A 25,769-nucleotide genomic window follows, 5' to 3' on the forward strand; every position below is an offset into this window, starting at 1 on the left:
ATCTGTCCACGCCGGGAAGCGACTACTCCGTACCACGCATCGTGGCGAGGTTCTCGCGGGCCTTTGTCGCCAGCGCCCCTTCGGGTTCGTCGCGGATCACGATACTCCACGCGCTCGTGGCCAGCGCGTCCAGACCCAGTTCGTAGTACACCACGCCCAGATTGAACCGGGCGCGCGTGTATGCGGGGTCCTCGCGCACGGCGTGAAGGAACTGCGCCGCCGCCGACTGAAGGTCGTTCCCCCGATAGTACACAAGCCCCAGATTGTAGTGTGCGTCCGGAGACCCCGGGTCGAGACGCAACGCCTCGGTGATCTCCGCTTCCGCTCGAAGGAGGTCGCCCTGCCGATAGTGAATCAGACCCAGGTTGTTTCGAACATCGGCGTCCTCGGGGTCGCACTCCAGGGCCCGCCGGTAGAACCGCTTGGCGTTGAGATCGTCCCCGAGTGTGTAGTAGAGAAGGCCGATCCCGAAGTACGCCTCCGTGAAGGTCGGCGAAATCTCGATGGCGCGCAGGTAGTGCTCCAGCGAAAGCTCGTAGTTGTCCTCCTCGAAGAGGTACATCCCGATGTCGTAGTGAACCTCCGCCGGATAGGCGGCGTGGCAGTGGTCGCGAAGGAAGCGGCGCTGGGCCATGTCGCTCCAGATCACCTCCTGCGCCGGAAGGTAACCGGCGGCAGCGGGAGCAGGCGCGGGAGGGATGGCGGCCTGAGGGGAGAGCGCTGCCAGGAAGGCAACGCGCGGCCAGCCAGTGCGGAACCACCACAATCTTCGCAACACACCCTCCCGGCAGCATCCCCGAGGGAGACGGGGCGACCGGAAGGACCGCAAGGAACGCGCCAGAACAGTCGTTTCTGCGGCTTCTTGCGAAGATTGGGCTGAGGTGGGCTATCCGCGGAACTACGGCCGGTTCAGCCCGGCCGGTTCCGGACCCGGAGGGAGGGCGGGGCGGGCTGGCGCCCCGAAATCGGGGACATTCCCGCTGGCGTGCGGGGCGGATCCCACGCAGAAAGCCCTACCCCGGGAGAACCTGGAGCAGGGCATTCCGTGGATGACGACGAACAGCGAAGGCCGGCGACTATTCCGTCGCGAACATCTCGTCGAGAACTTCCTTCTTGAAGCGCCACTGGCCCCCGACCTTGATCCCGGGAATCTTGCCACGCTTCACCAGTCGGTAAAGGGTCCACTTCTTGATGTGAAGGTAGTCAGCGGCTTCCGTAATATCCATGATGCCGTTGACGCTGCGTTCGATGTTGTTCTCCATGGTATCTCCCCGTCGTCATCGGTCAGGGCGGGCGTTGCACGATCAACACCTTGATCGTCCGTTTACCCCGCCCTCTTTAGGGTTTCCTCGGCGCGCTCGGCGCTCTCTTGTTCCCTGTGCCTGAAAACGGCGGATTCATCGGCTGGATTGAGTGGAGAATGGGCAGATGCGGGGATTTTTTCGGTGAAACACCGGATCCGCAGAGGAGCGGGCCGGATCGGGTCTTCCCCGAATCCGGCCCTGGACGCGTTCGTGTCAGGTCCGGGGGGACGCCACCCCGGCCTTCGATTGCACCCTCCGTTCCACAAACCGTGCGAAGTTCGTGGAAGTGACCACTTGCTGGGAGACCGGTACGCCTGTCGTGATGCGTCGGCTCTCCATTCCCGAGAAGTACTCCAGAAGCTGGTTGCAGACCTCCAGCCCGATGCCGCGAGCCGCCAACCTCCTGCGAGCCTCGTCCCCCTCGACCCTCACATGGCAGACCCGGCACCCCAACGCCTCGGTGAGGACCTCCGCGCACCGGTCGGGGGTGAGATCCTCCGGGCCATACAGTTCCTGCACGGACTGTCCCACCCAACTGCTGTCCAGTATCCGCGCCACCACCGACAGGACGACATCCCGGCCGGCAATCATCGGGATCTGCGCCCCGCCTGAAAGCGGCAGGTAGAGCGTCCCTTCGTCCCGGATGGAGTCGAGACTCCAGATAAGATCCTCCATGAGGAGGACGGGTCTTAAGTGCGTGATGTTCTTCGATGCCTGATTCAGGAGTATTTCGACATCGTGCAACCCGTTGGCGTGGCCTGCGCCACGACTCAGGTGGGCTCCAAAGGCGGACAGGTTGATGACGCGGGGGATCTCGTTGGCGCGGATCGCTTCGGCGGCGATTCGACCCAGTCTGTTCTGGTAGGCGCGCGGGTTCTTCTCTCCCGCCCCTGCGGGCGTGGCCCAGAAGAGAATGTCCGCAAGTCGCAGGGCTCTCTTCACAAAGGAAGCGTTCTCCGGGCTTCCTTTCCGCACGAGCAGTCCACGATCAATGAGATCCTGAACTCCCGCGGGGTTTTCTGAGAGGGCGACCACTTCGGCGCCGGTGTCGATCAGCATGGACACCAGCGAATGGCTGAGCTTTCCTTCAGGGGCAGCAACGATGATCTTCATGATCCATTCCCCTTGCGAGATACAATCACGGGTCCCGGGGGAACGCCTCTTGTAGGCATGGCGTACCCCAATCTATACTCACATCCCGCTGCGTATTCCATGCCGGTGAGTGTCGTTTCTCTCTCCGCCTGCCCCTTTGGAGCTGTCCGTTACGATGGGTACCCAAGCGCGCATCGTCGTCTCCGCCTGCCTGCTGGGTGAGCGCGTCCGCTACGACGGCGGGCACTGCCGTGCTGAGGCAATCCTCCGGAAAATGGGACCGTCCGTGGAGTGGGTTCCGCTCTGCCCGGAGGCCGATGCCGGGTTGGGAGTACCTCGTGAGACCATCGACCTCGTGCGGGCGGGGGGTGCGCTTCGCCTCCTCGGCACCGAGACGCGCACCGATCACACTCAGGCCATGCGCCGGTGGGCCACGAAACGCGCGAAGGCACTCCGTGAGGCGGGCGTGGACGGATGCGTTCTGAAGGCGCGGTCACCGAGTTGCGGAGTGGGCAGCGCGCGAGTTCTGGACGGACACGGAGCGGAACACGCGCGGGAAGACGGGATGTTCGCGCGGGCTGTCCGGGAGGCCATGCCGAGTCTCCCCGTGGCGGAGGAGTCGGACCTCGAGGAACCCACCGCCCTGCGGGAGTTCCTCGAAGCCGTCCTCCACCATGCCCGGGAGAGGGCCGGGTCGACTAGCGGGTGACGATCAACTTCCTGGAGATCCGCTCTTCCCCCGCCTTCAGCACCGCAAAGTAGACGCCGGACGGCACATCATCCGTGAGCCAGTCGGCCATTCGGATGAGTCCGTCGCCTGCGGGAATCTCCGCAACGCGACTGACCAGTCGGCCTGCGACATCGTGAATGTCGAGCGTCACGACCCCGGCATACTTCGCGGCAAACCGAAGCGTGGCCTGATCCGTCACCGGGTTCGGCCAGGGCGCGTCGAGCATGAGATTCCGCGGCCCCGCCTGCACGCCCGTCTCCACGCCTGTGCTCATGGAGGTGATGTCCACCTCCCACATTCCGCGCCCATAGGTGCCCGCCACGAGTTTGCCGCCCGAGCGGTGAATCTCCAGATCTGAGACGACGACATTCGGGAGGCCGGTCTCAAACGGGGACCAGCTTCCTCCGGCATCGAGCGATGCCCAGACGCCGACATCGGTTCCAATGAACCAGTGGTCCGTGTTCGACCAGTCCACCGCGATCGCGTTCACCGGCTGGGAGGGGAAGTTCGACGACTTGTCGGTCCAGGTGGATCCGCTGTCGGTGGTGAGCGCAATGTGGCTGGTTCCATCTCCGTAGCCGGAGAAGACGACGATGGCGGAGTTCGTATCGGTCGGGTGCGCCAGTATCTTCGTCACGCCCCCGGTCGAAAACCCGTACGGCGAAGCCTGCGTCCAGCTCCCTCCGTCATCGGTCGTTTGATACACTCCGGACCCCGCAGTCCAGACGACATTTCCATCTACCGGGCTGATCGAGATCCAGGTGGCGGTCTGCCCGCCGACATTGGTCCAGTTGGATCCGCCGTTCAAGGTGCGGAAGATCCCGTCGCTGGACGAGGTGTAGAGATGGTTGGGTGTTACCTGGTCTTCATCCACCGGGGCGACCCACGCGCCGGTGCCCGTGATGCCGCTGTTGATCTGTGACCATCCCGTACCGCCGTTGGAGGTCTTCCGGTGGTCTCCGTAATAGAGTTCCGCGTAGATCACATTGGCGGAAGTGGGCTTGACATTGCAGACCATCCCGTCGCCACCGAGGATGTAGGTCCAGTTGGATGTTCCGGTCCACTTGTCGGTGCCATTGTCCTGGCTGCCGCCCACGGCAATGGTCGGGCTCGATTGCGCCACGCAGATGTCGTAGAACTGGAAAGTCACGAGTCCGTTGTTCAGGTCCGTCCAGCTGGTGCCATCGTTCTGTGAGCGGTAGATCCCGCCGTCGTTCGCGACCCAGAGATTCGAGTTGCTCCCCGGCTCGTAGCGGACTGCATGGTAGTCCACATGAACCCAGTTCCCGATCTGGCTGTAGCCCGTCCCGCCGTTGGTGGACCGATAGAGACGCACGCCTCCGGCGATGATGCGGTCGGCGTTGTTCGGATCCGCCGCGAGGATCAGGTTGTACCAGCCCTGCCCGCCACCGATGTTGGGGTTGGCGCCAGAGCGTTGCGTCCAGGTGGAGCCGCCGTCCGTAGACCGATAGACGCCGGTCGTCCCGCCGTTGCTCGAGTTCTCGGAGTAGAGTGCGTAGATGTAGTCGGGGTTGGCGGCGGTCACCGCGATCTTCGACTTCCCGACCGTCCAGGACGAGGGCTGCCCCGTTCCGGCCTTTGCCCAGGTGAGTCCGTCGTCGGTGGAGATCTTGACATTGTTTCCCGACGCGGAGGACCCCTTGACCGTGTAGACGGTATTCGGGTCTCCCGGCTTCCACTTGACATCGTAGTAGTCGTCGCCGGTCTTCACATCGATCCAGGTGTTCCCATCATCCGTGGAGCGCCACAGGCCGTCCATCGCGCCCGCGAGAATGGTCCCCGTCGTGGCGTTTGCCTCCATGGCGTGGAAGCCGCTGTTGCTTCCCGATGGCTTGGTGTAGTCCGTCGTGTTCCAGGTGGCGCCCGCGTCGGTCGACTTGAGAATGCCGACGCCGTGGACATCGCCGTTCGCGCCCTCGCCCGTGCCGATCAGGACAATGTCCGGATTCCAAGGCAGCACGCAGACCGCGCCAATGGCGATCGACGGGATCTCGTCGGAAATGGGCGCCCAACTCGACCCGTAGTCCGTGCTCTTCCAGAGTCCGCCGCTGGCGGAGCCCGCATAAACGATGTTCACATCGCTCGGGTGGAAGTCGATATCGAGCATTCGCCCGGCGTAGTTGCCCGGCCCCAGCGAGAACCAGGTCGACCTTGAGGAGGCGGGCCGCGCCGCTTCCATCTCCCGCTTCGCTTCCCAGGCCTTCCAGCGCGCGTCCGGGGCCGGGCCTTCCCCGTTCACAAGTCGCTGCTCGCGGAACCACTTGATCCGGTTGTACGGCTTCCAGCCGCTGCCGCGCGTGTCCTGAAGTTCGGGATGGGCCTCGAAGTGTCGGGCCATGCCGTCGATCCATGCATCGGTCCGGTCGACTTCCGGCGCGGAAACGGCGGGGGCGGGCAGCGTCGCAAGAAGGGCGACCATCACCACCGTCGCCAGCGAGATTCGAAGTGTATTCATGGGTGGGATTCCTCTCGGTCCTGGATGTCTGATGGGAACGCACGGTCGGGGAGGAGACGCGTGAGCACAATCCTGCGTGGATACTACCACACTTGGCGACAAATCTCACGCCGGGCGGAAGCGGAGGGCGTAGCGAGGGGCTGAGTCAGGGTTCAGGCCGCTCAGGGGGCGAGCGCCACCCCCTGAGCGAAAATGGTCTAGTCCGTCTCACCCGCCAGTTCTGCAAAGCGGGTTTCCTGCCCCTTGTAATGCTCGTTCTCGGGATCCTCTTTCCGCGCAACACGCATGGTCGCAAGGGCTTCCACCGGGCGGCCCCGGGCGTTCTGGATCTCCGCAAGGGTGTCAAGAATATGTCCCCTCGCGCTGCCCTCCGACGACAACTCCACGCCACGGGTGGCCAGTTCCTCCGCCTCTTCCAGATTCACGCCGTTCTCAAAGCACCACCACGCGAAGCTGTTGAGTTCACGCGCGTCCTCCCGCCAGCCCTCCTCAAGGAGTACCCGCTTGTGCCGGAGCGCCGCTTCGGCATCTCCGTTGACACGCAGTTCGTAGTCCGGGCGAAGCGCAAGCACCTGCTGCGCCACGCTCTCATCTTCCGAGCCTTCCGCGCCCTCGACGGCCGCCTTGATGTAGGGCGTCGCAAAGTCTTCATCGCCCAGCACTCCTTCCGCCCAGCGAATGATTGACGACACGCGCAGAAGGTCCGTCGGGGTCGCCTTCTCGGAAGCCACCACCGCATCCGCCGCCGCGGCAATCTCCTCCTGCGTCCCCTCGCCATTCTCCATGAGGTGGTAGATGCGGCACCGGAGGATGTCGTCCTCGCGCTTCACATCCTCCCGCGATTCCATTTCGATCGCCTTCAGATAGAGCGCGATCGCCGCCTCATACTTCCCCTGCGATTCCTCAATGCGGGCCAGTGACACCGCCCCTGCCCCGGTGGGATTCTCACCGAATCGAACGCGCTTCTCGTCGATCGTGGCCAGGTCCGCTGTCGCGCTGGCAAGGCGTTCGGTGAACCCGTCCGCATCGCCGTATCCGGCCCACACATCGATGGCCGCCCCCTCGGCGTTCATCAGAACGAAGGTCGGGAAACCGCTGACCCCGTAACGGGCCGCGAGGTCCACGCCCTCGCCCTTCTCGGCATCCACCCGGAAGAGGATGACCGGTTCCAGCGCCTTCTGCATGTTCTCATCGCTATCCACCGCACGGGCGAATGTCTTGCAGGGGCCTCACCAGTCGGCGAAGAAGTCCACAAGCAGCGGGACATTGCGAGACGCGGACCAGGCTCGGGCCTCTTCGAAGGTGGTCGGTTCGGTCGGCGCCTTCGTCCGGGAGCAACCCGCAAGGGCGACCCCAATCCCGGCGACCAGGAGAACGCGGGTGGAGATATGCATTTCGGTTTCCTTTCGTGGGGGAATGGGAGACGAAGGCTAGCACCGGGTGGAGAACGCTGCAACCGGCGACGCGGGATGGGATGCCGACGCGCGTGCGGCAACCGCGCATCACGCCGGGCTATTGCGGGATGGGGTGCTCGTAGCCGCACTTCCGGCAGACGGGAGAGGGGCGCTTCAGCAAGAGCCACATTCCCATGAGGAAGAACACCAGAAAGAGCGGTGGAAAGGAGAAGGACACGAGGAATACGGTCAGCAGCAACAGCCACAGCCCGCAACCCGGTCCCCGAAGACGCGCGGGGCCTTCGTACTCGCAGTTCGGGCAGCGAACCGGGGATGCCCCGAAGAAGAGTGCCATGTCGCCGTCTCCCTATTCCGTGTCTTCGTCTTTGCCGCGAGCGCGCCCGCGCCCCAGCACTTCGCGTACACGACGAGCGATGTCCGCCTCTTCGCCGAGTTCCCCGGGGACATAGAACGATCTCCCGCGAAGCTCTTCGGGAAGATAGTCGTCCGGCAGGAAGTGTCCCGGGGCTGAATGCGGATACCGGTAGCCGCTCTTTTCTTTCCCGGTCATGCGCATCACGGGAGGCACCTCGAACGATTCACCCTGCTCCGTGATGGCGTGCATGGCGGCATCAATCGCGGAAATGGCGCTGTTGGACTTGGGGGCCGTCGCCACGAAGATGGCTGCCTGCGCGAGCGGAATCCGGGCCTCGGGCATTCCCAGGTATTCCACCGCGTCGAATGCGGCCACCGCCACGCGGAGCGCGCGCGAATCCGCCAGCCCGACATCCTCCGCCGCCGTCACCAGAATGCGCCGCGCCACGAAGCGCGGATCCTCCCCCGCCGCCAGCATCTTCGCCATCCAGTAGATGGCCGCGTCCGGGTCCGACCCGCGCAGGCTTTTCTGGAGCGCGGACGCATGGTCATAGTGGCGACCCGACGCGCGGTCGTAGAGCACGGTATTCTCGCGAGCCAGTGCCTCCACTTCCTCTTCGGTGATCTCCGACGCGTCCGCAACCGCCGCTGCGGCCGCCTCCAGCAGATTCAGCGCAATCCGGGCATCGCCGCCCGAACGGCGCACCAGCGCCTCCCGCGCACCTTCAGCAAGCGTGAGTTCCCGCCCGCCCAGTCCGCGCTCTCCATCCGCCAGGGCGCGATCCGCCAGTTCAAGAATGACCGCCCGCGGGAGCGGATCCAGCCGAACCACATGCCCCCGCGAACGCAGCGGTGCGTTCACCTCAAACGACGGGTTCTCGGTCGTCGCGCCCACCAGGACCAGATCCCCACTCTCCACGGCCGGGAGAATGGCGTCCTGCTGGGCCTTGTTGAAGCGATGGATCTCGTCGATGAAAAGCACCGTCCGGCGCCCGCTCCGCCGGAGCGTCTGCGCACGAGCCACCGCCTCGCGGAGGGCCGCGACCCCGGAGGAGACCGCTGAGATCTCGCGAAACTCGGCGTCCGCTTCGCGGGCGAGAACCCGGGCGAGCGTGGTCTTCCCGCAGCCGGGCGGTCCCCAGAGAATGAGCGACGGCAGCGTCCCCGCGCGGAGAGAGCGGCGAAGGGGCGTCTCCTTTCCGATGAGCGCATCCTGCCCGAGAACTTCGTCGAGCGAACGGGGGCGCATTCGATCGGCGAGCGGCGCATCGGAAGGCGGATCCGCGGGCGCTCCGGAGGGGGTGTCGAAGAGCGAAGGCGGGACGGAATCCTGCACGCGGGAACCTCCGGAGAGCGGGACGGAACGGGGCGCCGGCCCGTGTCTCCGATGGAACCACATCTCCCGTCCGCGCGCATCCGGGTTCCGGACAGGCTCCGGCGGGAACTACCGGTCCGTGCCGTGTTCCTCCGGCGCGTCGTCGTGAGTCGGTGTGAAGAAGAGGCTCTCGATGGCCTTGGGATCGAATGCCCACTTCCCGTTCCGCTTCACCGCCGGAACGCGACCATCCTTCACGAGTTTGTAGAGAGTGGCGCGGGTGATGTGAAGACTCGCCGCGGTTTCCCCCGCGTCCAGAAGGTCGATCTGCACGACAGTCCTCCCCGGTTTGGGAATCATGCTGGTGCCTTCCGTGCGAATCGGCGTTTCCATGGGACGGGTTGAGCATTTCCCGACCGGAACTGACCGATTGTGACACCCCCCGGAGGGTGATTCCCGTGCGAACGGTCCAGCCCGGGACGGCGGATCGCTCGATGGCAAGCTCCGTGGAAACCCGCTTGTGACGAACCGTGAAGCCGCAGGAGAGCGTTTCCGGGGACTCCTGAGCGCCCACCATGAGGGCGAGGCCGGACGAAACATCCCAGGACACCCCTCCGCGAAGGGAAGCGGGAAGGCCGGACCTTCCCACCAGTTCCGCCACGGCCCGAACCGGACCCGCCCTGGCGGCCGCGCCGACCGCCGTCCGGGCCCACCCCCACGAACCCGAGGCGTCCCCACCGCCCAGAACCGATTCCAGGAGCGCGCCCACCACCACCCGGGAACCCACCCGAAAGCGAAGTCCGGCGTCCAGCGCCCCCGCACGGCGCGCGGGAATCTCCCGGCCTCCCGTCTGCAGGAAACGCACGGCACCCCCCACCGATGCGCCGGACCCCGCTTCCCACCCAAGGGCCACGCGGAAGTCCTGCTCCGACCAGCCCGGCGCCTGAAAACGCCACGCCCCAGCGCCAAACGCAAACCGGCGGTGTCGTCCCCGGGCGGCGACCCGCGCCTCGGTGAGATCTTCCAGCCCGAACGGACGCGACGCGGACGCGGAGAGAATCCACCTGTCCAGGAAGAGCGGCGCCGGGTTCCCGAAGACCGGGTCGTCCAGCACGCTGCGAACTCCCCCGAGAGCCGCCCCCGCGGGTGAGACCGGCTCCCGCTCATAGGCCGCCGGCGACGGGCGGGCCGCGCCGAAGGCCGCCAGCACGACGCACGAAAGCGGCGCCACCCGGAACGGCCGCGCGAAGAATGCGCGCGCCTTCATCGGTCCAGCACCACGGCGGCACGCGCGGGCCGGACCCCCGCCGTCTCCGCAACCACCAGGTAGACTCCGCGCGGAAGCGCCCCACCCTGCCCATCCGTACCGTCCCAGACGGCCCGGAACGCTCCTTCCGCATCCGCCCAGCTTCGGAGATCGCGAAGAAGGAGGCCGCTGGAATCGTGGACCCGGATGGAACAGACGCGCCCGGGGGGCGGGGCTCGCCCCGGCAGGATGAACCGCAGCGCCACCGTCTCCCCGCGCATCGGGCGAAACGGCGAAGGCGACGCGACCAGCGCTCCCCCGGAAGGGAAAGTCTCCGCCGGGCGGTCTCCGGTGCGCGAGTTCGGGAAGCCGGGACTGGCGCCGCGCGGCGCGAGACTCGGCCCCCAGACGGATGGATCCTCGCCCGGAAGAGTCACCGACACGCGCTCCCATGAGATGCCCAAACCGATTCCTCCCGGCCACGAGGCCACCGCGACCTCTTCCCCGGCAAGAAGGAGCGCCACGCGATCCGCCACCGGTTCCCCCGTGTGGTTGAGCGGGGGCCATGGCGACGCCGTGCCCGTGGGAACGCCCGGCGGCAACGGCCAGCGCGACCGGAATGCGGCCGAGTCCGCGACAAGCACGGCGCGCCCGTGCGCGGGAAGGTGTCCCACCACCTCACCCGATCCCCCGGACCGATCCGTGAAGACAAAGTGCGAGAGGTCCGCCATCCAGCGGCTGCCCGAGACCAGTTCCACCCATTCCGACCCCCCGGCGTCGGGGCGCGGATAGACCTCCGTGATGTGAAGGGTCTGGCCATGGCCGGTCCACGCGCCCGCGGTGTCCGGGAACGCGGGTTCCGGCGCGGGAAGGTGCGCCCCGGCGGGCGGCGATGCGTAGGCTTCGAGTGTGTCGCGCCCGCCTGAAGCAAGCGCCCCGCTTGACGCCGCCCGGGCCAGCGTCTCCCCGGGATGCACCGCGCACGCCACGCGCACCGACGGCACCACCGCTCTCCGGCCGACATTCCGCACCACGAACACGAACCGGAACCCGACGCCGGGCGGAGTGCCGGGCGGCGGCAGTTGCGCAGACACGCCCGCCAGTGCGCTGTCGGGGGCGTTGAAAGCTCCCGGGCTCGGGGGGCGCGGGGTGAAGTCGGCCGCGTTGTTGCCGGTGTCGAAGGCGTCCGGCAATCGGGCCAGGGAGAGCCCCGGCACATCCGGGGCCGCCGTCCCCTCACTGAGCGTCGTGTCCAGCCCGGCGCCCCACCCGAGCAGGTCGGTTTCCCCGTTCGGCCCCCGAAGGCGACACGCGTCCGGGCCATTCTGCAGGTCCAGCTCGGCCACGGCGTCCGGCGCGGGCGCAACCCCGGCCTCTCCCACGACGAAAAGCCCGAGCGCCGCGCGATCCTCCGCCCCGCCGACCCACTCGACCTCCCACTCTCCCGGCCGCGCACCGTTGCCCGTCTCCAGCACCCACCCGGCCAGCGACGCATCCAACGCGGTGCCGGAGGCGGACGCGATTTCGACAAACTCCCGTCCTGTATCCGTTCCGTCGGGATCGTAGAGCACTTCGTTGAGAACGAACGCGGGACGCGCGGGAATCGGGCGCACCACCGCCACGGACGCACCCGTGGCGAGGACGATCACGCAGGCGGTAGCGGACTTCACGGCGGCCTCTCCTTCTGCGCCGCCGCACCCGTGGGAAGGGACGCAAGGTGCGCGGGGGCGCACGCTCCGTCAAGGGGGGCCACGCGCGCGTTGCGCGATTCCCGATCCCGGGCCATTCTCCGGGGCATGAGTCGCCGACCCCGCATAGGAATCACGCCCGACATCCGCATCGATGAGCGCAACGGTCGCCCGCTCGCCTTTCTCCACCGGGAGTACGGGGAGCGAATCTCGGACGCGGGCGGTCTTCCGCTGATGATCCCGCCGCTGGCGGACACGGCGCTCGTGCCGGATCTCGTGGCCGCGCTCGACGGAGTTCTGATCGTCGGCGGGGAGGACATCGACCCGCGCCGATACGGCGGTGAGCCGGATGCCGCGCACATCCCGCTGGCTCCGGGCCGCGAGGACTTCGACTTCGCGCTGGCGGATGCACTTCTCGCCGGAGACCTCCCGTGCCTGGGGATTTGCTACGGCTGCCAGTTGTTGACGGTGGCGTCGGGCGGGTCGCTCATCCAGGACATCCCCACACAGATCCCTGACGCGCTGGAGCATGGCGGAGCGTGGCCGGACCTTCCGGAGCACGAGGTCACCCTTGTTCCGGGAACGCGACTCTTCGGACTCCTCGGCGACGAAGAGGCAACAACGACCGTCAACAGCTCCCACCACCAGTCTCCCGATCGCCTCGGGGGCGGAATGGTGGTCGCCGCCATCGCCCCGGACGGAGTGATTGAGGCCGTCGAACTCCCCGGAAAGCGCTTTCTCGCGGGCGTTCAGTGGCATCCGGAACTCATGCCGGATAGACGCCTCCCGAGTCGCCTTTTTGAGGGGTTCGTGGAAGCCGCCGACGCCTGATCCCGCTCGTTCTTCCTGCGTCCGCAGCCCGCCGCAGCCGACCAAGGTCGAGGCCGGTCGGGACGGGAGATGGGGGCTGGACTTGGGGGGGGCGGACCGTTAGATTCCCCGGGCTTGAAATCCGTCGCGAGCGCGACCAACACGATCCCGGGGGGTTGTCGCCGCGGCTCATCAAAGTGTTTTCCCCGGGCAGGACACCGACCTTTCTGGCTTCGGATGGGGTTCCGCCATGATCGCAGGAGTACCCAGAGAATCATTCCCGGGCGAACGCCGTGTCGCCCTCACTCCCGCAGCACTGCCATTGCTTGCCAAGGCGGGTGTTTCGGTTCTCGTTGAGGCCGGAGCGGGGAGCGCCGCCGGTTATCTTGACGCGGACTTCGAAGAGAAGGGCGCGAAGATCGCCGCCTCGCGCGAGGAGGTCTTTTCCTCCGCCGAAGTCATTCTTCAGGTGAGGACGCTGGGCGCCAATCCGGAGGCGGGCCGCGCGGACCTGGAGCTGATGCGCAAGGACCAGGTCGTGATCGGATCCGCGGACCCGTTGGGTGAGCCGGGTGCCGCGCGCGATGTGGCGGCCACCGGTGCGGTTCTCTTCGGGCTGGAGCTCATTCCGCGTATCACGCGCGCCCAGAGCATGGACATCCTGTCGGCCATGGCGACCATCGCCGGGTACAAGGCCGTGCTCGCGGGTGCGGATCACCTGCCGCGGATGTTCCCGCTCATGATGACCGCCGCCGGGACACTGGCTGCCGCGCATGTGTTCGTGGTGGGTGCGGGTGTGGCCGGGCTTCAGGCCATCGGGTCCGCGCGGAAACTGGGCGCCATCGTCCACGCGTACGATGTCCGCCCCGCCGTGAAGGAGCAGGTGGAGAGCCTGGGCGGGAAGTTCGTCGAGATGGAACTGGAGGCGGGGTCGTCGGAGGACAAGGGCGGTTACGCCAGGGAAATGGACGAGGAGTTCTACCGGAAGCAGCGTGAGTTGATGGGACGCGTCGTCGCGGAGAGCGATGTCGTCATCACCACCGCCGCCATCCCCGGGAAGAAGTCGCCCGTTCTCATCACGAAGGAAATGGTCGCCGGGATGAAGCCCGGTTCGGTCATCGTGGATCTGGCCGCGGAGCGCGGCGGAAACTGCGAACTGACGAAGGCCGGTGAAACAACTGTGGAGCACGGCGTGACGATCCTCGGCCCCACCAACCTCCCGTCGGAGGTGCCCTACCACGCCAGCCAGATGTACGGAAAGAACATCGCCACCTTCCTGCTCAACATGGTGAAGGACGGCGAACTGGACATGAACCCGGAAGACGAAATCGTCCGCGACACCATGCTTGCGCGCGGCGGAGATGTCGTCCACACGCGGCTTCGCGAACTCCTCGGCATGGAGAACGCCGCCGCAACGGGAGGAGATGCCTGATGGATCTCATCGGTCTTCTGACGATTTTCGTGCTCGCCGTCTTCGTCGGGTTCGAGATCATCACGAAAGTTCCGCCGACACTGCACACCCCGCTGATGTCGGGGTCGAACGCGATCTCCGGGATCGCGATCATCGGGGCCATCCTCTCCACCTTGAAGGGGAGTGACCAGATCACGCTGATCCTCGGATTTCTGGCGCTGGTCTTTGCGACAATCAATGTGGTCGGGGGGTTCCTGGTCACCAACCGTATGCTCGAGATGTTCCAGCGGAAGAGGGGCTAGGCCGTGATCACCAGATTCCTGATTGAACCCGGATATGTCAATCTGGCCTATGTCCTCGCCTCGGTTCTCTTCATCCTCGGCCTGAAGGGTCTGACGCACCCGCGCACGGCCGTTCGGGGGAACCGTCTCGGCGCGCTCGGCATGTTCGTCGCCGCGGTCGCCACGCTGGCCGCAAAGGGACTCGCGTTTGAGTACATTCTCGCGGGCGTTGTTCTGGGCGCACTGATCGGAGCCATCGCCGCGGTCAAGGTGGAGATGACGGCCATGCCGCAGATGGTCGCGCTCTTCAACGGCTTCGGAGGAATCGCGTCGATCTTCGTCGCCGGTGCGGCCTTCCTGGTGGCCCAGGCGTCGGGTGATGCGCTGGGGATGCAGATCGTCATCGCGACGGCTGCCTCCGGTCTCATCGGCGCGGTCACCTTCTGGGGAAGTCTCATCGCCTACTCGAAACTCCAGGGGTTGTCGATCATCCCGGACGGACAGGTGTCCTACCCGGGCCAGAAGTTCGTCAATCTCGTGGTCTTTCTCGCTTCGATCGCCGCGGCCGTCTGGCTGGTGCTCGACCCGTCGAACACCGCGGCCTACTGGGTGCTGTGCGCGATCGCCTCGCTTCTGGGCGTGCTCCTGGTCATCGCGATCGGCGGCGCGGACATGCCGGTGGTGATCGCACTCCTCAACTCGTACTCGGGGCTGGCCGCGGCCGCCACGGGTTTCGTGCTGAGCAACACGGTGCTGATCATCGCGGGTTCGCTGGTCGGTGCTTCCGGCATCATCCTGACGAACATCATGTGCGTCGCCATGAACCGGTCGCTGGCCAATGTGCTCTTCGGCGTGTTTGAGACCGGCGAGGTCGCCTCCGCCGACGAGGTCTACGGCGGCAAGGTCAAGTCCGCCAGTCCGGATGAGGTGGCGATGCTCTTCGACAGCGTGCAGCACGCGGTCGTCGTTCCGGGATACGGGATGGCCGTTGCGCAGGCGCAGCATATCGTGCGGGATCTCGCGAACCTGCTGGAAGAGCGCGGGTGCCGTGTCGACTTCGGCATCCATCCGGTGGCGGGCCGCATGCCCGGGCACATGAATGTGCTCCTGGCCGAAGCCGATGTGCCGTACGACAAGCTCAAGGAGATGGACGCCATCAACTCCGAGATGGATCAGGTGGATGTGTGCATGGTCATCGGGGCGAACGATGTCGTGAACCCGATGGCGCGCACGGATCCGGGGTGTCCGATCGCCGGAATGCCCATCATCGATGTGGACAAGGCGCGAACGGTGGTGATCGTCAAGCGGAGCCTGTCGCCGGGCTTCGCCGGGATCCCGAACCCGCTCTTCGCCATGGATAACACGCTGATGATGTTCGGCGACGGCAAGGCCGCCATTCAGGAACTGGTGACTGCGCTGAAGGAAGGATAGCGCACCGCCGTTTGAGCGGCAGAGAAACCGGGGGGCGGTCTGACGGCCGCCCTCTCGTGCTCGCTACTCGTCCGACGCGCTCCCCACATACTCCCGGAGGCTCGCGATCTGCTCCTCGCGCCCGAGGACAATCATCGTGTCCCCGGCTTCCAGCCGCGTCTCCGGGCCTGGGTTGTAACTCGGCGCGTCTTCGGAGAACCCCCGGCGCAACGCCAGCACGACCAGCCCGGTGCGCTGCGGGATGCGCGCTTCCGAAAGACTCCGCCCGACAATGGACGCGCCCTTCGGGATGGTGGTCTCTTCAAGCCGGAGCGCAATGTCCGAGCCGAGCGTCGCGGCATCCAGAAAACTCACGATGCTCGGCCGCACCAGCGAGGCCGCCATCCGCTTCGCCCCGGTGACCGGCGGGGAGATCACATGGTTCGCCCCGGCACGGCGGAGTTTCTCCAGCGATTCCTCTTCGTTCGCCCGGGCGACGATCTCCATGTCCGGACGCATCCCTCGCGCCGTGAGGCAAAGGAGGAGGTTGTCGGCGTCGCTGGACAGACACGCGGCCAACCCTTTCGCACGGACCACTCCCGCCGTTTCGAGCGTTCCTTCCCGTGTCGCGTCGGCCTCGATCACGGGAACGCCCTCGCCGGTGTCCCGAAGCGTCGCGGCCCGGTCCGGGTCGACCTCGATCACGACGAAAGGCACGCCCTCGGTCGCCAGTTCCTCGACGAGCACGCGCCCGACGCGCCCCGCTCCGCAGACAATGTGATGGTCGGACAGACTCTCGATTCTCTTCATGTTCCTTCGCCTCCGAAAGACACCCGCGAAGTCCATCTCGACGATGAATGCGGTGATAAGCGCCCACCAGATCCCCAGACCGACCACGCTGAGCGCAAGCAGCGCGACGGTGAACACCCGGCCCGCGTGGCTCAACGGATGCACTTCCGCGTATCCCACGGACGAAGCCGTCACGACAGCCATGTAGAACGCGTCGAAGCTCTTCCACTTCTCCAGGGCCACATAGCCCGCCGTGCCCGCCGCGATCACGCCCATGGAGAAGAGGAACGCCCAGAAGAAGCGTTTCCCGAACGGGAGCAGCGTCCGCCGGAGGGACGCGCGATGAAGGTCCGGGGCGATCGGCCGCGGATGAGTCGGTCTCATCCGCCCATTCCTCCGGTCTCCGGGCGAAGTGGCAAGATTTTCCTCCGGTCTCCCCCGGGAAGTTGCGGTATCTTCCGTGGGCTTGCTTCTCCGAAATCCCGAGGGGGTGTCCATGAAGGGGCGTCTTGAACACCACGCCCGCCTGGCGGCTTTCGCCGTCGCGTGGTTTCCGTATTCCGCCATGGCACAGGAGTCCGGCGCCGCGTGGATCCGATCCACGATGCCCGCGCAACTCCGGCATACCGGGTTCCTTCTGGAACACTGGCAGTGGCTCGGCCTGCTCGCGGTGGCGCTGGTCGGCGTGATTGTGGACCGCACGGTGCGTCTCGTGCTGGCCAACTCCGGATCGCGCATTCTCCTGCGCCTCGCGCCGGAGAGCGACGCCGCGTCCATCCGCCCCTTCGTGCGCCCGGTCGGGCTCCTGGCGATGGCGCTCTTCTGGGGCGCGGGTCTGGGCGGACTGGACCTCCCCGCGGCCACGCTCGCCGCACTGCTCGTCGCGGTGAAGGTGCTGGCGGCGGCGGCCGCCGTGTGGACGGTCTACCGCTTCGTCGATGTCGGAAGCGCGTATTTCGAGGGCCGCGCCGCGACCACCTCCACACGCTACGACGATGTCCTCATCCCGCTCATCCGCAAGTCGCTCAAGATCTTTATCGCGGCGTTCGGGGTCGTCTTTGTCGCGGACAACCTGAATGTGAACATCACCAGCCTGCTTGCCGGGCTGGGACTCGGCGGTCTGGCCTTCGCGCTGGCCGCACAGGATACCGTGAAGAACCTCTTCGGATCGCTGACCGTCCTGCTGGACCGACCGTTTCAGGTGGGCGACTGGATCGTGATCGATGATCTGGAAGGCACCGTGGAGGAAGTCGGGTTCCGGAGCACACGCATCCGCACCTTCTACGATTCGCTCATCACCATGCCCAACGCGAACCTCATCAACTCCGCCGTCGACAACCTCGGCGTCCGAACCCACCGCCGCTGGAGCACGAAGATCTCGCTGGCGTACTCCACGCCGCCCGATCGGATTGAGTCGTTCTGCGAAGGCGTCCGCGAACTCATCCGCACCCACCCGGAGACACGGAAGGACTACTTCCATGTCTACCTCAACACCTTCTCGGAATCTTCGGTGGATGTGTTGCTGTATGTGTTCTTCAACACTCCGGACTGGGCGAAGGAACTGGATGCGAGGCACCGACTCTTCCTCGATATCCTGCGGCTCGCGGAGAAACTCGGCGTGGAACTGGCGTTCCCGACGCGCACGGTTTACCTGCGGCAGGATGAAACGCCGGTTGCCCCGTGAATCGCTTGGTGGATTACGAAGCCGTCGGGTTCCGGTGCGGGCTGGAGGTGCACCAGCAGCTCCTGACGGACCACAAGATGTTCTGCCGCTGCCCCGCCGGACGCTACACCCGCGACCACGACGGCACCATCCTGCGGCACATGCGGCCGACGCTCTCGGAACTGGGTGAGTACGACGGCACCGCGCTGATGGAGTTCAAGACGCGGAAGAACATCGTCTATCTTCTGAACGCCGAGAATGTCTGCACCTATGAGATGGACGACACCCCGCCGTTCCTCGTGAACGAGCACGCGCTGGACATCGCCATCGAACAGGCGCTGATGCTCGGGTGCGACATCGTCGACGAAATCCATATCGCACGGAAACAGTATCTGGACGGGTCGATCCCCACGGGGTTTCAGCGAACGGCGATCGTGGGAGTGAACGGGTCGCTTCCGTTTCGCGGTCGCGACATCCGCATCATTCAGATGAGCGTGGAAGAGGACAGCTGCCGCGAAGTCTCCGACCAGGGACACCTGATCGTGTGGCGCACGGATCGGCTGGGGATGCCGCTCGTGGAGGCGGTCACGGCTCCGGACTTCCGCACGCCGGAAGAGGTGGCGGAGGGAATCCTGCTGATCGGGCGGGTGTACCGGTCCACGCTGCATGTGCGGACCGGCATGGGCGCGAGCCGTCAGGATGTGAATGTGTCCGTGCGCGGGGGGCGGCGCGTGGAGATCAAGGGGGTACCGAAGGCCGGGTGGGCGCCTCGACTGGTCCACGGGGAAGCGGTGCGACAGTTGAATCTCCTGGCGATCCGGGAGGAGATGGAAAAGCGCGGATTCCGGTGCGCGGAGGATGTGGTCGCGGAAGACGCGGATGTGACGGACCTCTTCGCGGAGTCGGACTGGCCCGCGCTGCGAGCGGACGGCTGGGCGCGCTTCGTGGAGGAGTCCGGGCGGCGGGCCGGGATGGAGTTGGGCGGCGGGCCGTTCACGGTGCGTGCGCTGCGGCTTCCGGGGCTGGCGGGGCTGGACGCGCACGAAACGCAGCCGGACCGCGTATTCGCCGATGAACTCGGCGGCCGCGTGCGGGTGATTGCCGGGCTGGACCACCCCGCGCCCGCCTTGACCGACGGCACCTGGGTGGAGCGCGGAGGCGTCCCCGGCGAACTGGAGAAGTTGCGCGCGCGGATGGGGTGCGCGGACCGGGACGCCGTGGTGCTGGTGCGCGGGCCGGAGTCGGATACGGAGACGGCGGTCGCGGAGATTGCCGCGCGGTGGGCGGAAGCGACCGGCGGCGTGCCGCATGAAACGCGCCAGCCGTTCGAGAGCGGGCACACCGACTTTGAACGCATCCTCCCCGGCGCGGACCGGATGTACCCGGACACGGACAGCCCGCCGACGCGCGTCACGCGCGAACGAATGCGCGCCGTCGCCGACACGCTGCCGCCGCCCCCGTGGGAGCGGGAAGCGCGGTACGCCGCCCTCGGCGTGCCGGAGAGCACGGTGCGGTATCTACTGCGCCGGGGCGGCGCGGCGCGGGTCGACGCGGCGGTGGCGGCCTGCGGCGGGAACGCGGGCAGCCGGTCGGCGCGCGTGAGTGCCGGGGTGGACGCGGGCGACCCTGCGCGGGCGGCAGCGCGGCGGGCGTGTTTCCTCTTCGGCGAGCGCTGGAAGGGGTGGGCGCGCGCGGGCGTGGATGTGGAGAGCATCGGGGAGACGCGCTGGACGGCGCTCTTTGCGGAGACGGAGCGGCGACCGCTGGCGCGTGAGGCCGTGGGGGCGCTGGTGCGGGTTCTCGCGGGCGATGCGGAATCGACGGTGGCGGACGCGGCGGGTGCGCTGGGGATCGGGGAGGAGCCCGACGGGTGGCGGGAGGCGGTCACGACCGCAGTAGCGGAGCGCCGCGAAGAGCGGCGCGGGCTGGACGCGGCCGCACGCGCGCGGCACCACACGGGGCGCGCACTTCGGGAGTTGCGCGGAAAGGTGCCGGTGGCGGAGGTCGCGGGGGCGGTCGGCCGCGCGCTGGAGCGCGGGGCGCCGGAGGCGGGCCGCGCGAGGACCGGCGGGGGGGCGGCGGCATGACGAAGCCGGACGCGCTGAAAGGATACGGGGGACGCGCACGGGAGAAGCTCACGGAGCTCGGCGTCGGGGTCTGGAGCGAGGTTCGCATCACGAACGACGCGGGCAGCGTCTTCGAGGGCGTCATCCTTCCCCGCAGCGGGAACTTCGACGACCTGCACATCGTGGTGAAACTGACCACCGGATACAATGTCGGCGTCCATGTGGACCGCATCGTCGCGGCGGAGGAACTCGGGCGGAAGGAAGCGGTGTACAAGATCCCCGAGCGCGAGTTTCCCGTGACCGAGAACCTGCCGAGCGTCACGCTGCTCGGCACCGGGGGGACCATCGCGTCCCGGCTGGACTATCGCACCGGAGCCGTCATCCCCGCCTTCACTCCCGGGGAACTGTACGGCGCGGTGCCGGAACTCGCGGATCTCTGCAATCTGACCACCAGGAAGCTCTTCGGCGTGTTCAGCGAGAACATGGGCTGGCAGGAGTATGTGGCGCTGGCCGAGGCGATCGGCGCGGAAATCGAAGCGGGCGTGGACGGGATCGTCATCGGCCACGGTACGGACACGATGGGGCATACGGCATCCGTGCTGACCTTCATGGTGCAGAACAGCCCGGTTCCGATCGTTCTCGTGGGAAGTCAGCGCTCAAGCGATCGCCCAAGCTCCGACGCCGCGCTCAATCTGATCCACGCGGTGCGAGCGGCGGCACACGGAGAGGTCGCCGAAGTTCTCATCTGCATGTTCGGCCCGACCTCCGACCGCTACGGCCTTCTCCATCGCGGAACCCGCTGCCGGAAGATGCACAGTTCCTACCGGAGCGCGTTCCGCACCATCGGCGACATCCCGATCTGCCGGGTCTCCGAAGACTCCTTCGATCTGTTGACGGACGACTTTGCCCGCAGGGACCCCTCGCGGAGCGTTCGGATTGATACGGCGCACGAAGAGCGCGTCACCATCCTCTACTACTATCCCGGCATGAGCCCGGATCTCGTGGACGCCATCGTCGAGAAGGGATACCGGGGGATCGTGATTGCGGGCACCGGGCTGGGCCATGTGAACCGGCCACTCTACCCCGCGCTGGAGCGCGCGGTGGCCGCCGGCGTTCATGTGGTGATGACGGTCCAGACCTTGTGGGGGTACGCGCAGATGTATGTGTACGACACAGGCCGGGATCTTCTCGATCTCGGGGTCGTGCCGCTGGACAACATGCTGCCGGAAACCGCCGTGATGAAACTCGGATGGGCGCTCGGGCACACGGACGACCGCAAGGAAGTGAGCCGCATCATGCGCACCGTCGTGAATCACGAGATCACCCCGCGCGAACCGCACAACGGGTACCTCATCCTCCAGGGCGGCCTCCCGGAGACGCGGGAGTGGGTCTCCGGGCACTGGAAGTAGCACCCCCGGTCATCGGTTGGGCGCGGCACCCTCCACCCGCGCCATCCCCGCCTTCGCGGCACGGGAACGCGGGTCGATCCTGAGCGCTTCCGAATAGTGCCGGCGCGCCGACGCGAAATCTCCGGCTCGTCGGTCGAGATCGCCCAGGTAGGTCGCGGCAACGGCGCGATCGGTGCCGCACGCGTGCGCGTAGTGGAGATCGCGGCGGGCGCTCGCCGGGTCCGCATCCAACAGCATCCTCGCGCGGGCGAGGCGAAGGCGTGCGGAGCGCGGGAAGAGGTCCAGCGCGCGGGTGAGTGTGGCCGCGGCTTCGGATTCGCGTCCGCGTTCGAGTTCCGCGATCGCCGCGCGAACCGCTCCCGCTTCCGAGGGCGGAGCGCGAAACGCCGAGACTTCTCCCGGCGCGGGAAGCGCGGACTCCGGCGGCAGCACAAACCCCCTGAAGACGCACACACCGAGAACCAGAAGCGCCGCGAAGAGAAGCGCGAAGACGCGACGCTCCCGCCCCCGGAGAATCGCGTGCGCGGTCAGTACTCCGCAGGGGACGGCCGCCAGAAGAAGCACCGGGCGCCCCAGCGCGAGCGGCCCGAAGAGATACGCCGAGAGCGCGGCGCCACCGAGGGCGATGCGCGCTCGACGCGCACCGAGAAGGGTGGCGAGTGTCTGAACGCCGCCCTCGCGGTCGCCCTCTTCGTCGGGAAGATCCTTGATGGAGACGACGAGCGCGGAACACAGGAAGAGGAAAGCCGCCACGCCGCCCGGAAACGCCGCGACGGTGTGCCGCCCCGCAAAGACCGAGAACCCCAGATACGCCGAGAGCAGAATGCAGAACGAGATCGCCAGCGCATTCAGCGGAAAGAACCGCTTCATGCGAAACGGGGGCGACGAATACAGGAAGCCGACCGCATGTGCGGTCATCGTGATGAGAAACGGCGCGTAGCCGAGGGTCGCCGCGAACGCAAGCGAGAGAATCCCGGCCGCGGCCGCCGCGACCCGTGCTTCGCCTTCGTCGAGAATCCCGAGAGTGAGGCTGGTGCGTTTTCGGGAGACGAGATCGAGGGGCCGGTCGAAGAGGTCGTTCGTGAGAAGCTGCGACTGAAAGAGGAAGAAGATCGTCGCCAGTACCCCAAGGAGCGCGGGCGCGAGGAAGGGGTCCGCAGCCAACGCGGGATAGTGCGGGCGCAGAAAGACGAAGCCGAGCAGGAGCCCGAAGCCGGTCACGAAGAGATAGAACGCGGTGCGGAACGGACGCGCGGCGATCAGGAGGTCGCCGAGTCGCGTGCGGTGGTGGCGGGCGAGGGCCGCCAGAAGCACCGTGGAGGAAACGAGCAGGTGGAGCAGCGCGTACTTGCCACTGTCGGAGAAGACCAGACCGCCGGGCGTGAAGAGCGCGCTCTCGGGCGCCCCGCCACGCCCCGCGAGAAGTGCGTAGAGCGCGGGGAGAGACCCGGCCGCCAGCGCGGAGAGGTAGACCGCCAGGAAGCCGACGACGGGCGAAAGGCCGCCGGGACGCTTCGCGCGCAGGTACGCAGCCCCCCCGATGCACGCCACGAGGATCTCCACTCGCATTCCGGGGGACACTCCGGGGAGGTCGGCTCCCGGCCAGAAGGTCAGCGCGGCGGCGCGGGCGGCGGCGTGGAGGTCCGGAAAGTAGTGGAGCAAGTACCCGTGCGACCGGATCGCCGCATCCACCAGCGGCGGAATCAGGATGACGGGAGAGCAGAGCAACACGGCCCGGGCGGTGCGGGCCATCGATGTGCGCGCCGACACGGACAGGAATAGCGCGACCAGCGAGAACACGGTCAGGTAGAACGCCGGACCGTGAAGGAAGGTCATCTCGACGGACGCGACCGTCTCCAGGCGAAACCCGAGGGTTTGCGATTCCTCCAGCACACCTTCGGCGATTCCGCGCAGGTAGGTGGCTGCCAGGAAGACGGCGGCGGCTCCCCCCGCCCCGCCGTCTTCCATCCGCGCGATGCACCCCGCGATGCGCGCGCCCGGACTGCGCGTCATGCTCTTCCCGCCCCCGGTTCCGCTAACGGATTCTCACCAGTTTCCGCGGTGCGCTCACGGTGCCGTCCGCGTAATGCACGCGGAAGAAGTACACACCCGACGGCGTGGTCATCCCGTCCGCATCCTGCCCATCCCAGATGAGAAGGTCGCCGCTTCCGGGAAGAGTGCGAACAAGCCGCCCGGAGAGGTCGTAGACTTCCACCGAGCGCACTTCCGAGACGCGGCCCGGTGCGAAGAGCAGCGACACCTCGCCGCCCGACGGGTTCGGCAACACGCGCACGGCGGAATCGGACGAGGGTCCGGTGGCGACACTGCTCGACGACCAGTCCGCCAGCGACGCGGAGAAGTCCACGCGCCCGTGCCCGGTCTCGATGTCGAATCCGGCGGGCGGGATGTCGTAGCAGTGGTCGTAGATCTGGTCGTAGATCTGGGTGGCCGAGTAGGCGGGCGCCACCGACCGGACAAGCGCGCCCAACCCCGCCACGAGCGGCGCCGCGAGCGAGGTACCGGCCGCTCCGGCCAGCATGGGATCCCCCGGGTTGATCGACCCGGACCCGTTCGCGTCCGCGACGCTTGCCACATACACGGACCAGAAGAGTTCCAGCCATGTGGACCCGGAGACATCGCCGCTGGCTGCCACGCAGTCGAGCCAGTTCCCGTGCGTGGTGATGGATGTGCGCGCGGAGTCGTCATGCTTCGCGCCCCCGACGGCACAGCACTCGGAGTACGCCGCGGGATACGACTGCTCGTTCGCCCCGGAGTTTCCGGAGGCGACAAACACCGGAATGCCCGCACTGATCGCCAGTTGAATCTGCGTGCGGACGCTGTTCATGGCCGAGGGGCCACCCAGAGACGAACTGATCACATCGGCTGGCGCACGGCGGGCATACTCGAACGCGGCGGCAATCATCGCTTCGGTGCCCGTTCCCTCCGGCGACATGCAGCGCGCCATCGCGATCTTCGCGCCACCGGCCGCTCCGGCAAAGCTCGTCCCGTTGTTGATGACGCACGCGGCGGCCCCGCTGGTCATGGTGCCGTGCCCCACGCCCGCGTCGGCGTACCCGTCAAGGTTGTTGTCGTCGCCGTCGCCGCAGGACGGGTCCCCGGCGCGCACATCCGGGTCGGAGTCCTCGCTGGGCGATCCCCACAGGTCGCCGACCCAGTTTCCCGCGAAGTCATACCCGTGCATGTCGTCGACATATCCGTTTCCGTCATCGTCGACGCCGTTGCCCGGCACCTCGCCCGGATTGGTCCAGATGTTGTCGGCAAGATCGGGGTGGTCGAGATCGAGCCCGGAGTCGGTCAGGACGATCAGCGTGTTCTCTCCGGTCGTGGCGGTCCACGCATCTTCGGGATTCACCTGAATCATCCAGTACTGATCCGGCGCGCTGTCGTTCGGCCAACTTGCGGGCCAGGTGTAGTAGGGATCGTTCGGCGTCATGAGACAGGAGAAGAGATGGTTCGGCCGCGCCCATTCCACAAGACCGCTGGACTCGTATGCGGCCACGGTGTCGAGCACATGCGCGCGCGCTTCTTCCAGCATCCGGCGGCAGGTCTCGTGGTCACCCGCGTCGCGTGCGGCCCGGCCCGCGTCCGGCGAGTGAATCATGGGGAACTCGACGACATCATAGCCGAGATCGCGGCCGACCCGGTGCATCGTCGCCCCCCGGTTCATGCAGAAGTCCGCCGCTTCCGTACGGGTGATCCCGGAATCGAACTTCACGAGAATCTGGTTCAGCATGAACTGCGGTTCGTCCGGCGCAACAAAAACGGGCAGCGGAGATCGAACGGGAAGGTCGGTGGCGATCGCGGTCGATGCGGCCGTCACGGCAGCCATCGACAGCATCCCGAATGCGAACCAGGCTCTTCTCATGGGTGCCCCCCCGGGGAAGTCGTGAGTGACGCGCTGCGAGCGGCCACCGCCCGAGGCGCTCTGAAGAACGCGGGGCGCGAAGGGTGCGTTGCGGTGGTGCGAAGTGCCGCACGGGCGCGCGCCGCTCAGGGGGCGATTATGCACGAGGGGGGGGGATGGTTCAATGCCGGGCGCGGGGGAGGTGGGTTGGCCATGCTACACTCGCGCCCTCTCCGTGAGGTGCCCCATGGCCAGACCCGCAACCACCCGCGCATGGCGCCCGCTGCCGCTCTGGGCGCGTGTGCATCCGGCCCCGCCCCGGCCCGCGGCGACCTACTGCGAAGAGACCGCCTCCTTGACACTGCACGCTCCCCGCGCGCCAAGCACGCACGACCACCCCACGCTGGGCATCCCCGCGGCGATCGGTTAGCCTCCCCGCACGCCG

Annotated in this window: 22 protein-coding genes; 9 read left to right on the forward strand and 13 right to left on the reverse strand. The window is 67.0% G+C overall.

What is annotated here, in order from left to right:
* Window positions 1-22 precede the first annotated feature (22 nt).
* The 3 genes from QF819_00610 to QF819_00620 all read right to left on the reverse strand — a co-directional run bounded on the left by QF819_00610 (window position 23) and on the right by QF819_00620 (window position 2,417).
* Window positions 23-775, reverse strand: coding sequence for a tetratricopeptide repeat protein (locus QF819_00610; GenBank protein MDP6801666.1), 753 nt, complete (start codon window positions 773-775; stop codon window positions 23-25).
* Between the two features lie 301 nt (window positions 776-1,076).
* Window positions 1,077-1,262, reverse strand: coding sequence for a helix-turn-helix domain-containing protein (locus tag QF819_00615; GenBank protein MDP6801667.1), 186 nt, complete (start codon window positions 1,260-1,262; stop codon window positions 1,077-1,079).
* A 255-nt stretch (window positions 1,263-1,517) separates the two neighbouring features.
* Window positions 1,518-2,417: an NAD(P)H-binding protein gene (locus QF819_00620; protein MDP6801668.1), complete on the reverse strand. Its 900-nt coding sequence runs from the start codon at window positions 2,415-2,417 to the stop codon at window positions 1,518-1,520.
* A 154-nt stretch (window positions 2,418-2,571) separates the two neighbouring features.
* Here QF819_00620 and QF819_00625 point away from each other — a divergent pair, with 154 nt between their 5' ends.
* Complete coding sequence (locus tag QF819_00625) at window positions 2,572-3,105, forward strand: DUF523 domain-containing protein (GenBank protein ID MDP6801669.1); 534 nt, start codon at window positions 2,572-2,574, stop codon at window positions 3,103-3,105.
* On the opposite strand, the gene QF819_00630 is transcribed toward QF819_00625, so the two are convergent.
* The 7 genes from QF819_00630 to QF819_00660 form a co-directional block, all read right to left on the reverse strand.
* Window positions 3,095-5,602 (reverse strand): T9SS type A sorting domain-containing protein, encoded by a 2,508-nt coding sequence (locus tag QF819_00630; GenBank protein MDP6801670.1) that lies wholly within the window; start codon window positions 5,600-5,602, stop codon window positions 3,095-3,097. The genes QF819_00625 and QF819_00630 overlap by 11 nt on opposite strands.
* A gap of 197 nt (window positions 5,603-5,799) precedes the next feature.
* The gene (locus tag QF819_00635; protein ID MDP6801671.1) at window positions 5,800-6,804 is read right to left on the reverse strand and encodes a hypothetical protein; all 1,005 of its coding nucleotides are present in this window, start codon (window positions 6,802-6,804) and stop codon (window positions 5,800-5,802) included.
* A 27-nt stretch (window positions 6,805-6,831) separates the two neighbouring features.
* Entirely contained in the window at window positions 6,832-6,996 is a 165-nt protein-coding gene (locus tag QF819_00640; GenBank protein MDP6801672.1) for a hypothetical protein, read from the reverse strand.
* A 118-nt stretch (window positions 6,997-7,114) separates the two neighbouring features.
* The gene (locus QF819_00645) at window positions 7,115-7,351 is read right to left on the reverse strand and encodes a hypothetical protein (GenBank protein ID MDP6801673.1); all 237 of its coding nucleotides are present in this window, start codon (window positions 7,349-7,351) and stop codon (window positions 7,115-7,117) included.
* A gap of 12 nt (window positions 7,352-7,363) precedes the next feature.
* The gene (locus tag QF819_00650) at window positions 7,364-8,707 is read right to left on the reverse strand and encodes a replication-associated recombination protein A (protein MDP6801674.1); all 1,344 of its coding nucleotides are present in this window, start codon (window positions 8,705-8,707) and stop codon (window positions 7,364-7,366) included.
* 108 nt (window positions 8,708-8,815) lie between these two features.
* A complete protein-coding gene (locus QF819_00655; protein MDP6801675.1) occupies window positions 8,816-9,046 on the reverse strand; it encodes a helix-turn-helix domain-containing protein in 231 nt (76 codons plus the stop codon).
* A gap of 903 nt (window positions 9,047-9,949) precedes the next feature.
* On the reverse strand, window positions 9,950-11,602 hold the full coding sequence (locus QF819_00660) for a FlgD immunoglobulin-like domain containing protein (protein ID MDP6801676.1): 1,653 nt from the start codon (window positions 11,600-11,602) through the stop codon (window positions 9,950-9,952).
* 126 nt (window positions 11,603-11,728) lie between these two features.
* On the opposite strand from QF819_00660, the gene QF819_00665 reads away from it, so the two are divergent.
* From QF819_00665 to QF819_00680, 4 genes are all read left to right on the forward strand, one after another.
* Window positions 11,729-12,451, forward strand: a complete 723-nt coding sequence (locus QF819_00665; protein ID MDP6801677.1) for a gamma-glutamyl-gamma-aminobutyrate hydrolase family protein — start codon at window positions 11,729-11,731, stop codon at window positions 12,449-12,451.
* A 229-nt stretch (window positions 12,452-12,680) separates the two neighbouring features.
* Complete coding sequence (locus QF819_00670; GenBank protein MDP6801678.1) at window positions 12,681-13,862, forward strand: Re/Si-specific NAD(P)(+) transhydrogenase subunit alpha; 1,182 nt, start codon at window positions 12,681-12,683, stop codon at window positions 13,860-13,862.
* Entirely contained in the window at window positions 13,859-14,143 is a 285-nt protein-coding gene (locus QF819_00675) for an NAD(P) transhydrogenase subunit alpha (protein ID MDP6801679.1), read from the forward strand. Before QF819_00670 ends, QF819_00675 begins: the two co-directional genes overlap by 4 nt.
* A gap of 21 nt (window positions 14,144-14,164) precedes the next feature.
* Window positions 14,165-15,553 carry an NAD(P)(+) transhydrogenase (Re/Si-specific) subunit beta gene (locus tag QF819_00680; protein MDP6801680.1) on the forward strand — a complete coding sequence of 463 codons (1,389 nt, stop codon included), beginning with the start codon at window positions 14,165-14,167 and terminating at the stop codon, window positions 15,551-15,553.
* A gap of 63 nt (window positions 15,554-15,616) precedes the next feature.
* On the opposite strand, the gene QF819_00685 is transcribed toward QF819_00680, so the two are convergent.
* Window positions 15,617-16,705 (reverse strand): potassium channel protein, encoded by a 1,089-nt coding sequence (locus QF819_00685; protein MDP6801681.1) that lies wholly within the window; start codon window positions 16,703-16,705, stop codon window positions 15,617-15,619.
* A 112-nt stretch (window positions 16,706-16,817) separates the two neighbouring features.
* Here QF819_00685 and QF819_00690 point away from each other — a divergent pair, with 112 nt between their 5' ends.
* The 3 genes from QF819_00690 to gatD are packed head-to-tail and all read left to right on the forward strand — an operon-like array spanning window position 16,818 to window position 21,459.
* Window positions 16,818-18,005, forward strand: coding sequence for a mechanosensitive ion channel family protein (locus QF819_00690; GenBank protein ID MDP6801682.1), 1,188 nt, complete (start codon window positions 16,818-16,820; stop codon window positions 18,003-18,005).
* The gene (gatE, locus tag QF819_00695) at window positions 18,002-20,071 is read left to right on the forward strand and encodes a Glu-tRNA(Gln) amidotransferase subunit GatE (GenBank protein ID MDP6801683.1); all 2,070 of its coding nucleotides are present in this window, start codon (window positions 18,002-18,004) and stop codon (window positions 20,069-20,071) included. The genes QF819_00690 and gatE overlap by 4 nt, the downstream gene beginning before the upstream one ends.
* A complete protein-coding gene (gene gatD, locus QF819_00700) occupies window positions 20,068-21,459 on the forward strand; it encodes a Glu-tRNA(Gln) amidotransferase subunit GatD (GenBank protein ID MDP6801684.1) in 1,392 nt (463 codons plus the stop codon). Before gatE ends, gatD begins: the two co-directional genes overlap by 4 nt.
* A gap of 9 nt (window positions 21,460-21,468) precedes the next feature.
* Here the strand turns inward: gatD and QF819_00705 are convergent, their stop codons facing one another.
* Complete coding sequence (locus QF819_00705) at window positions 21,469-23,472, reverse strand: UbiA family prenyltransferase (GenBank protein MDP6801685.1); 2,004 nt, start codon at window positions 23,470-23,472, stop codon at window positions 21,469-21,471.
* A gap of 22 nt (window positions 23,473-23,494) precedes the next feature.
* A complete protein-coding gene (locus QF819_00710; protein ID MDP6801686.1) occupies window positions 23,495-25,345 on the reverse strand; it encodes a S8 family peptidase in 1,851 nt (616 codons plus the stop codon).
* Window positions 25,346-25,571: 226 nt separating this feature from the next.
* Between QF819_00710 and QF819_00715 the strand changes: the two genes are divergently transcribed.
* Window positions 25,572-25,754 carry a hypothetical protein gene (locus QF819_00715; GenBank protein MDP6801687.1) on the forward strand — a complete coding sequence of 61 codons (183 nt, stop codon included), beginning with the start codon at window positions 25,572-25,574 and terminating at the stop codon, window positions 25,752-25,754.
* The last annotated feature ends 15 nt before the right edge of the window (window positions 25,755-25,769 follow it).

The sequence above is a fragment of the Gemmatimonadota bacterium genome, assembly GCA_030747075.1.
In the GTDB taxonomy this organism is placed as follows: Bacteria; ARS69; ARS69; order ARS69; family ARS69; genus ARS69.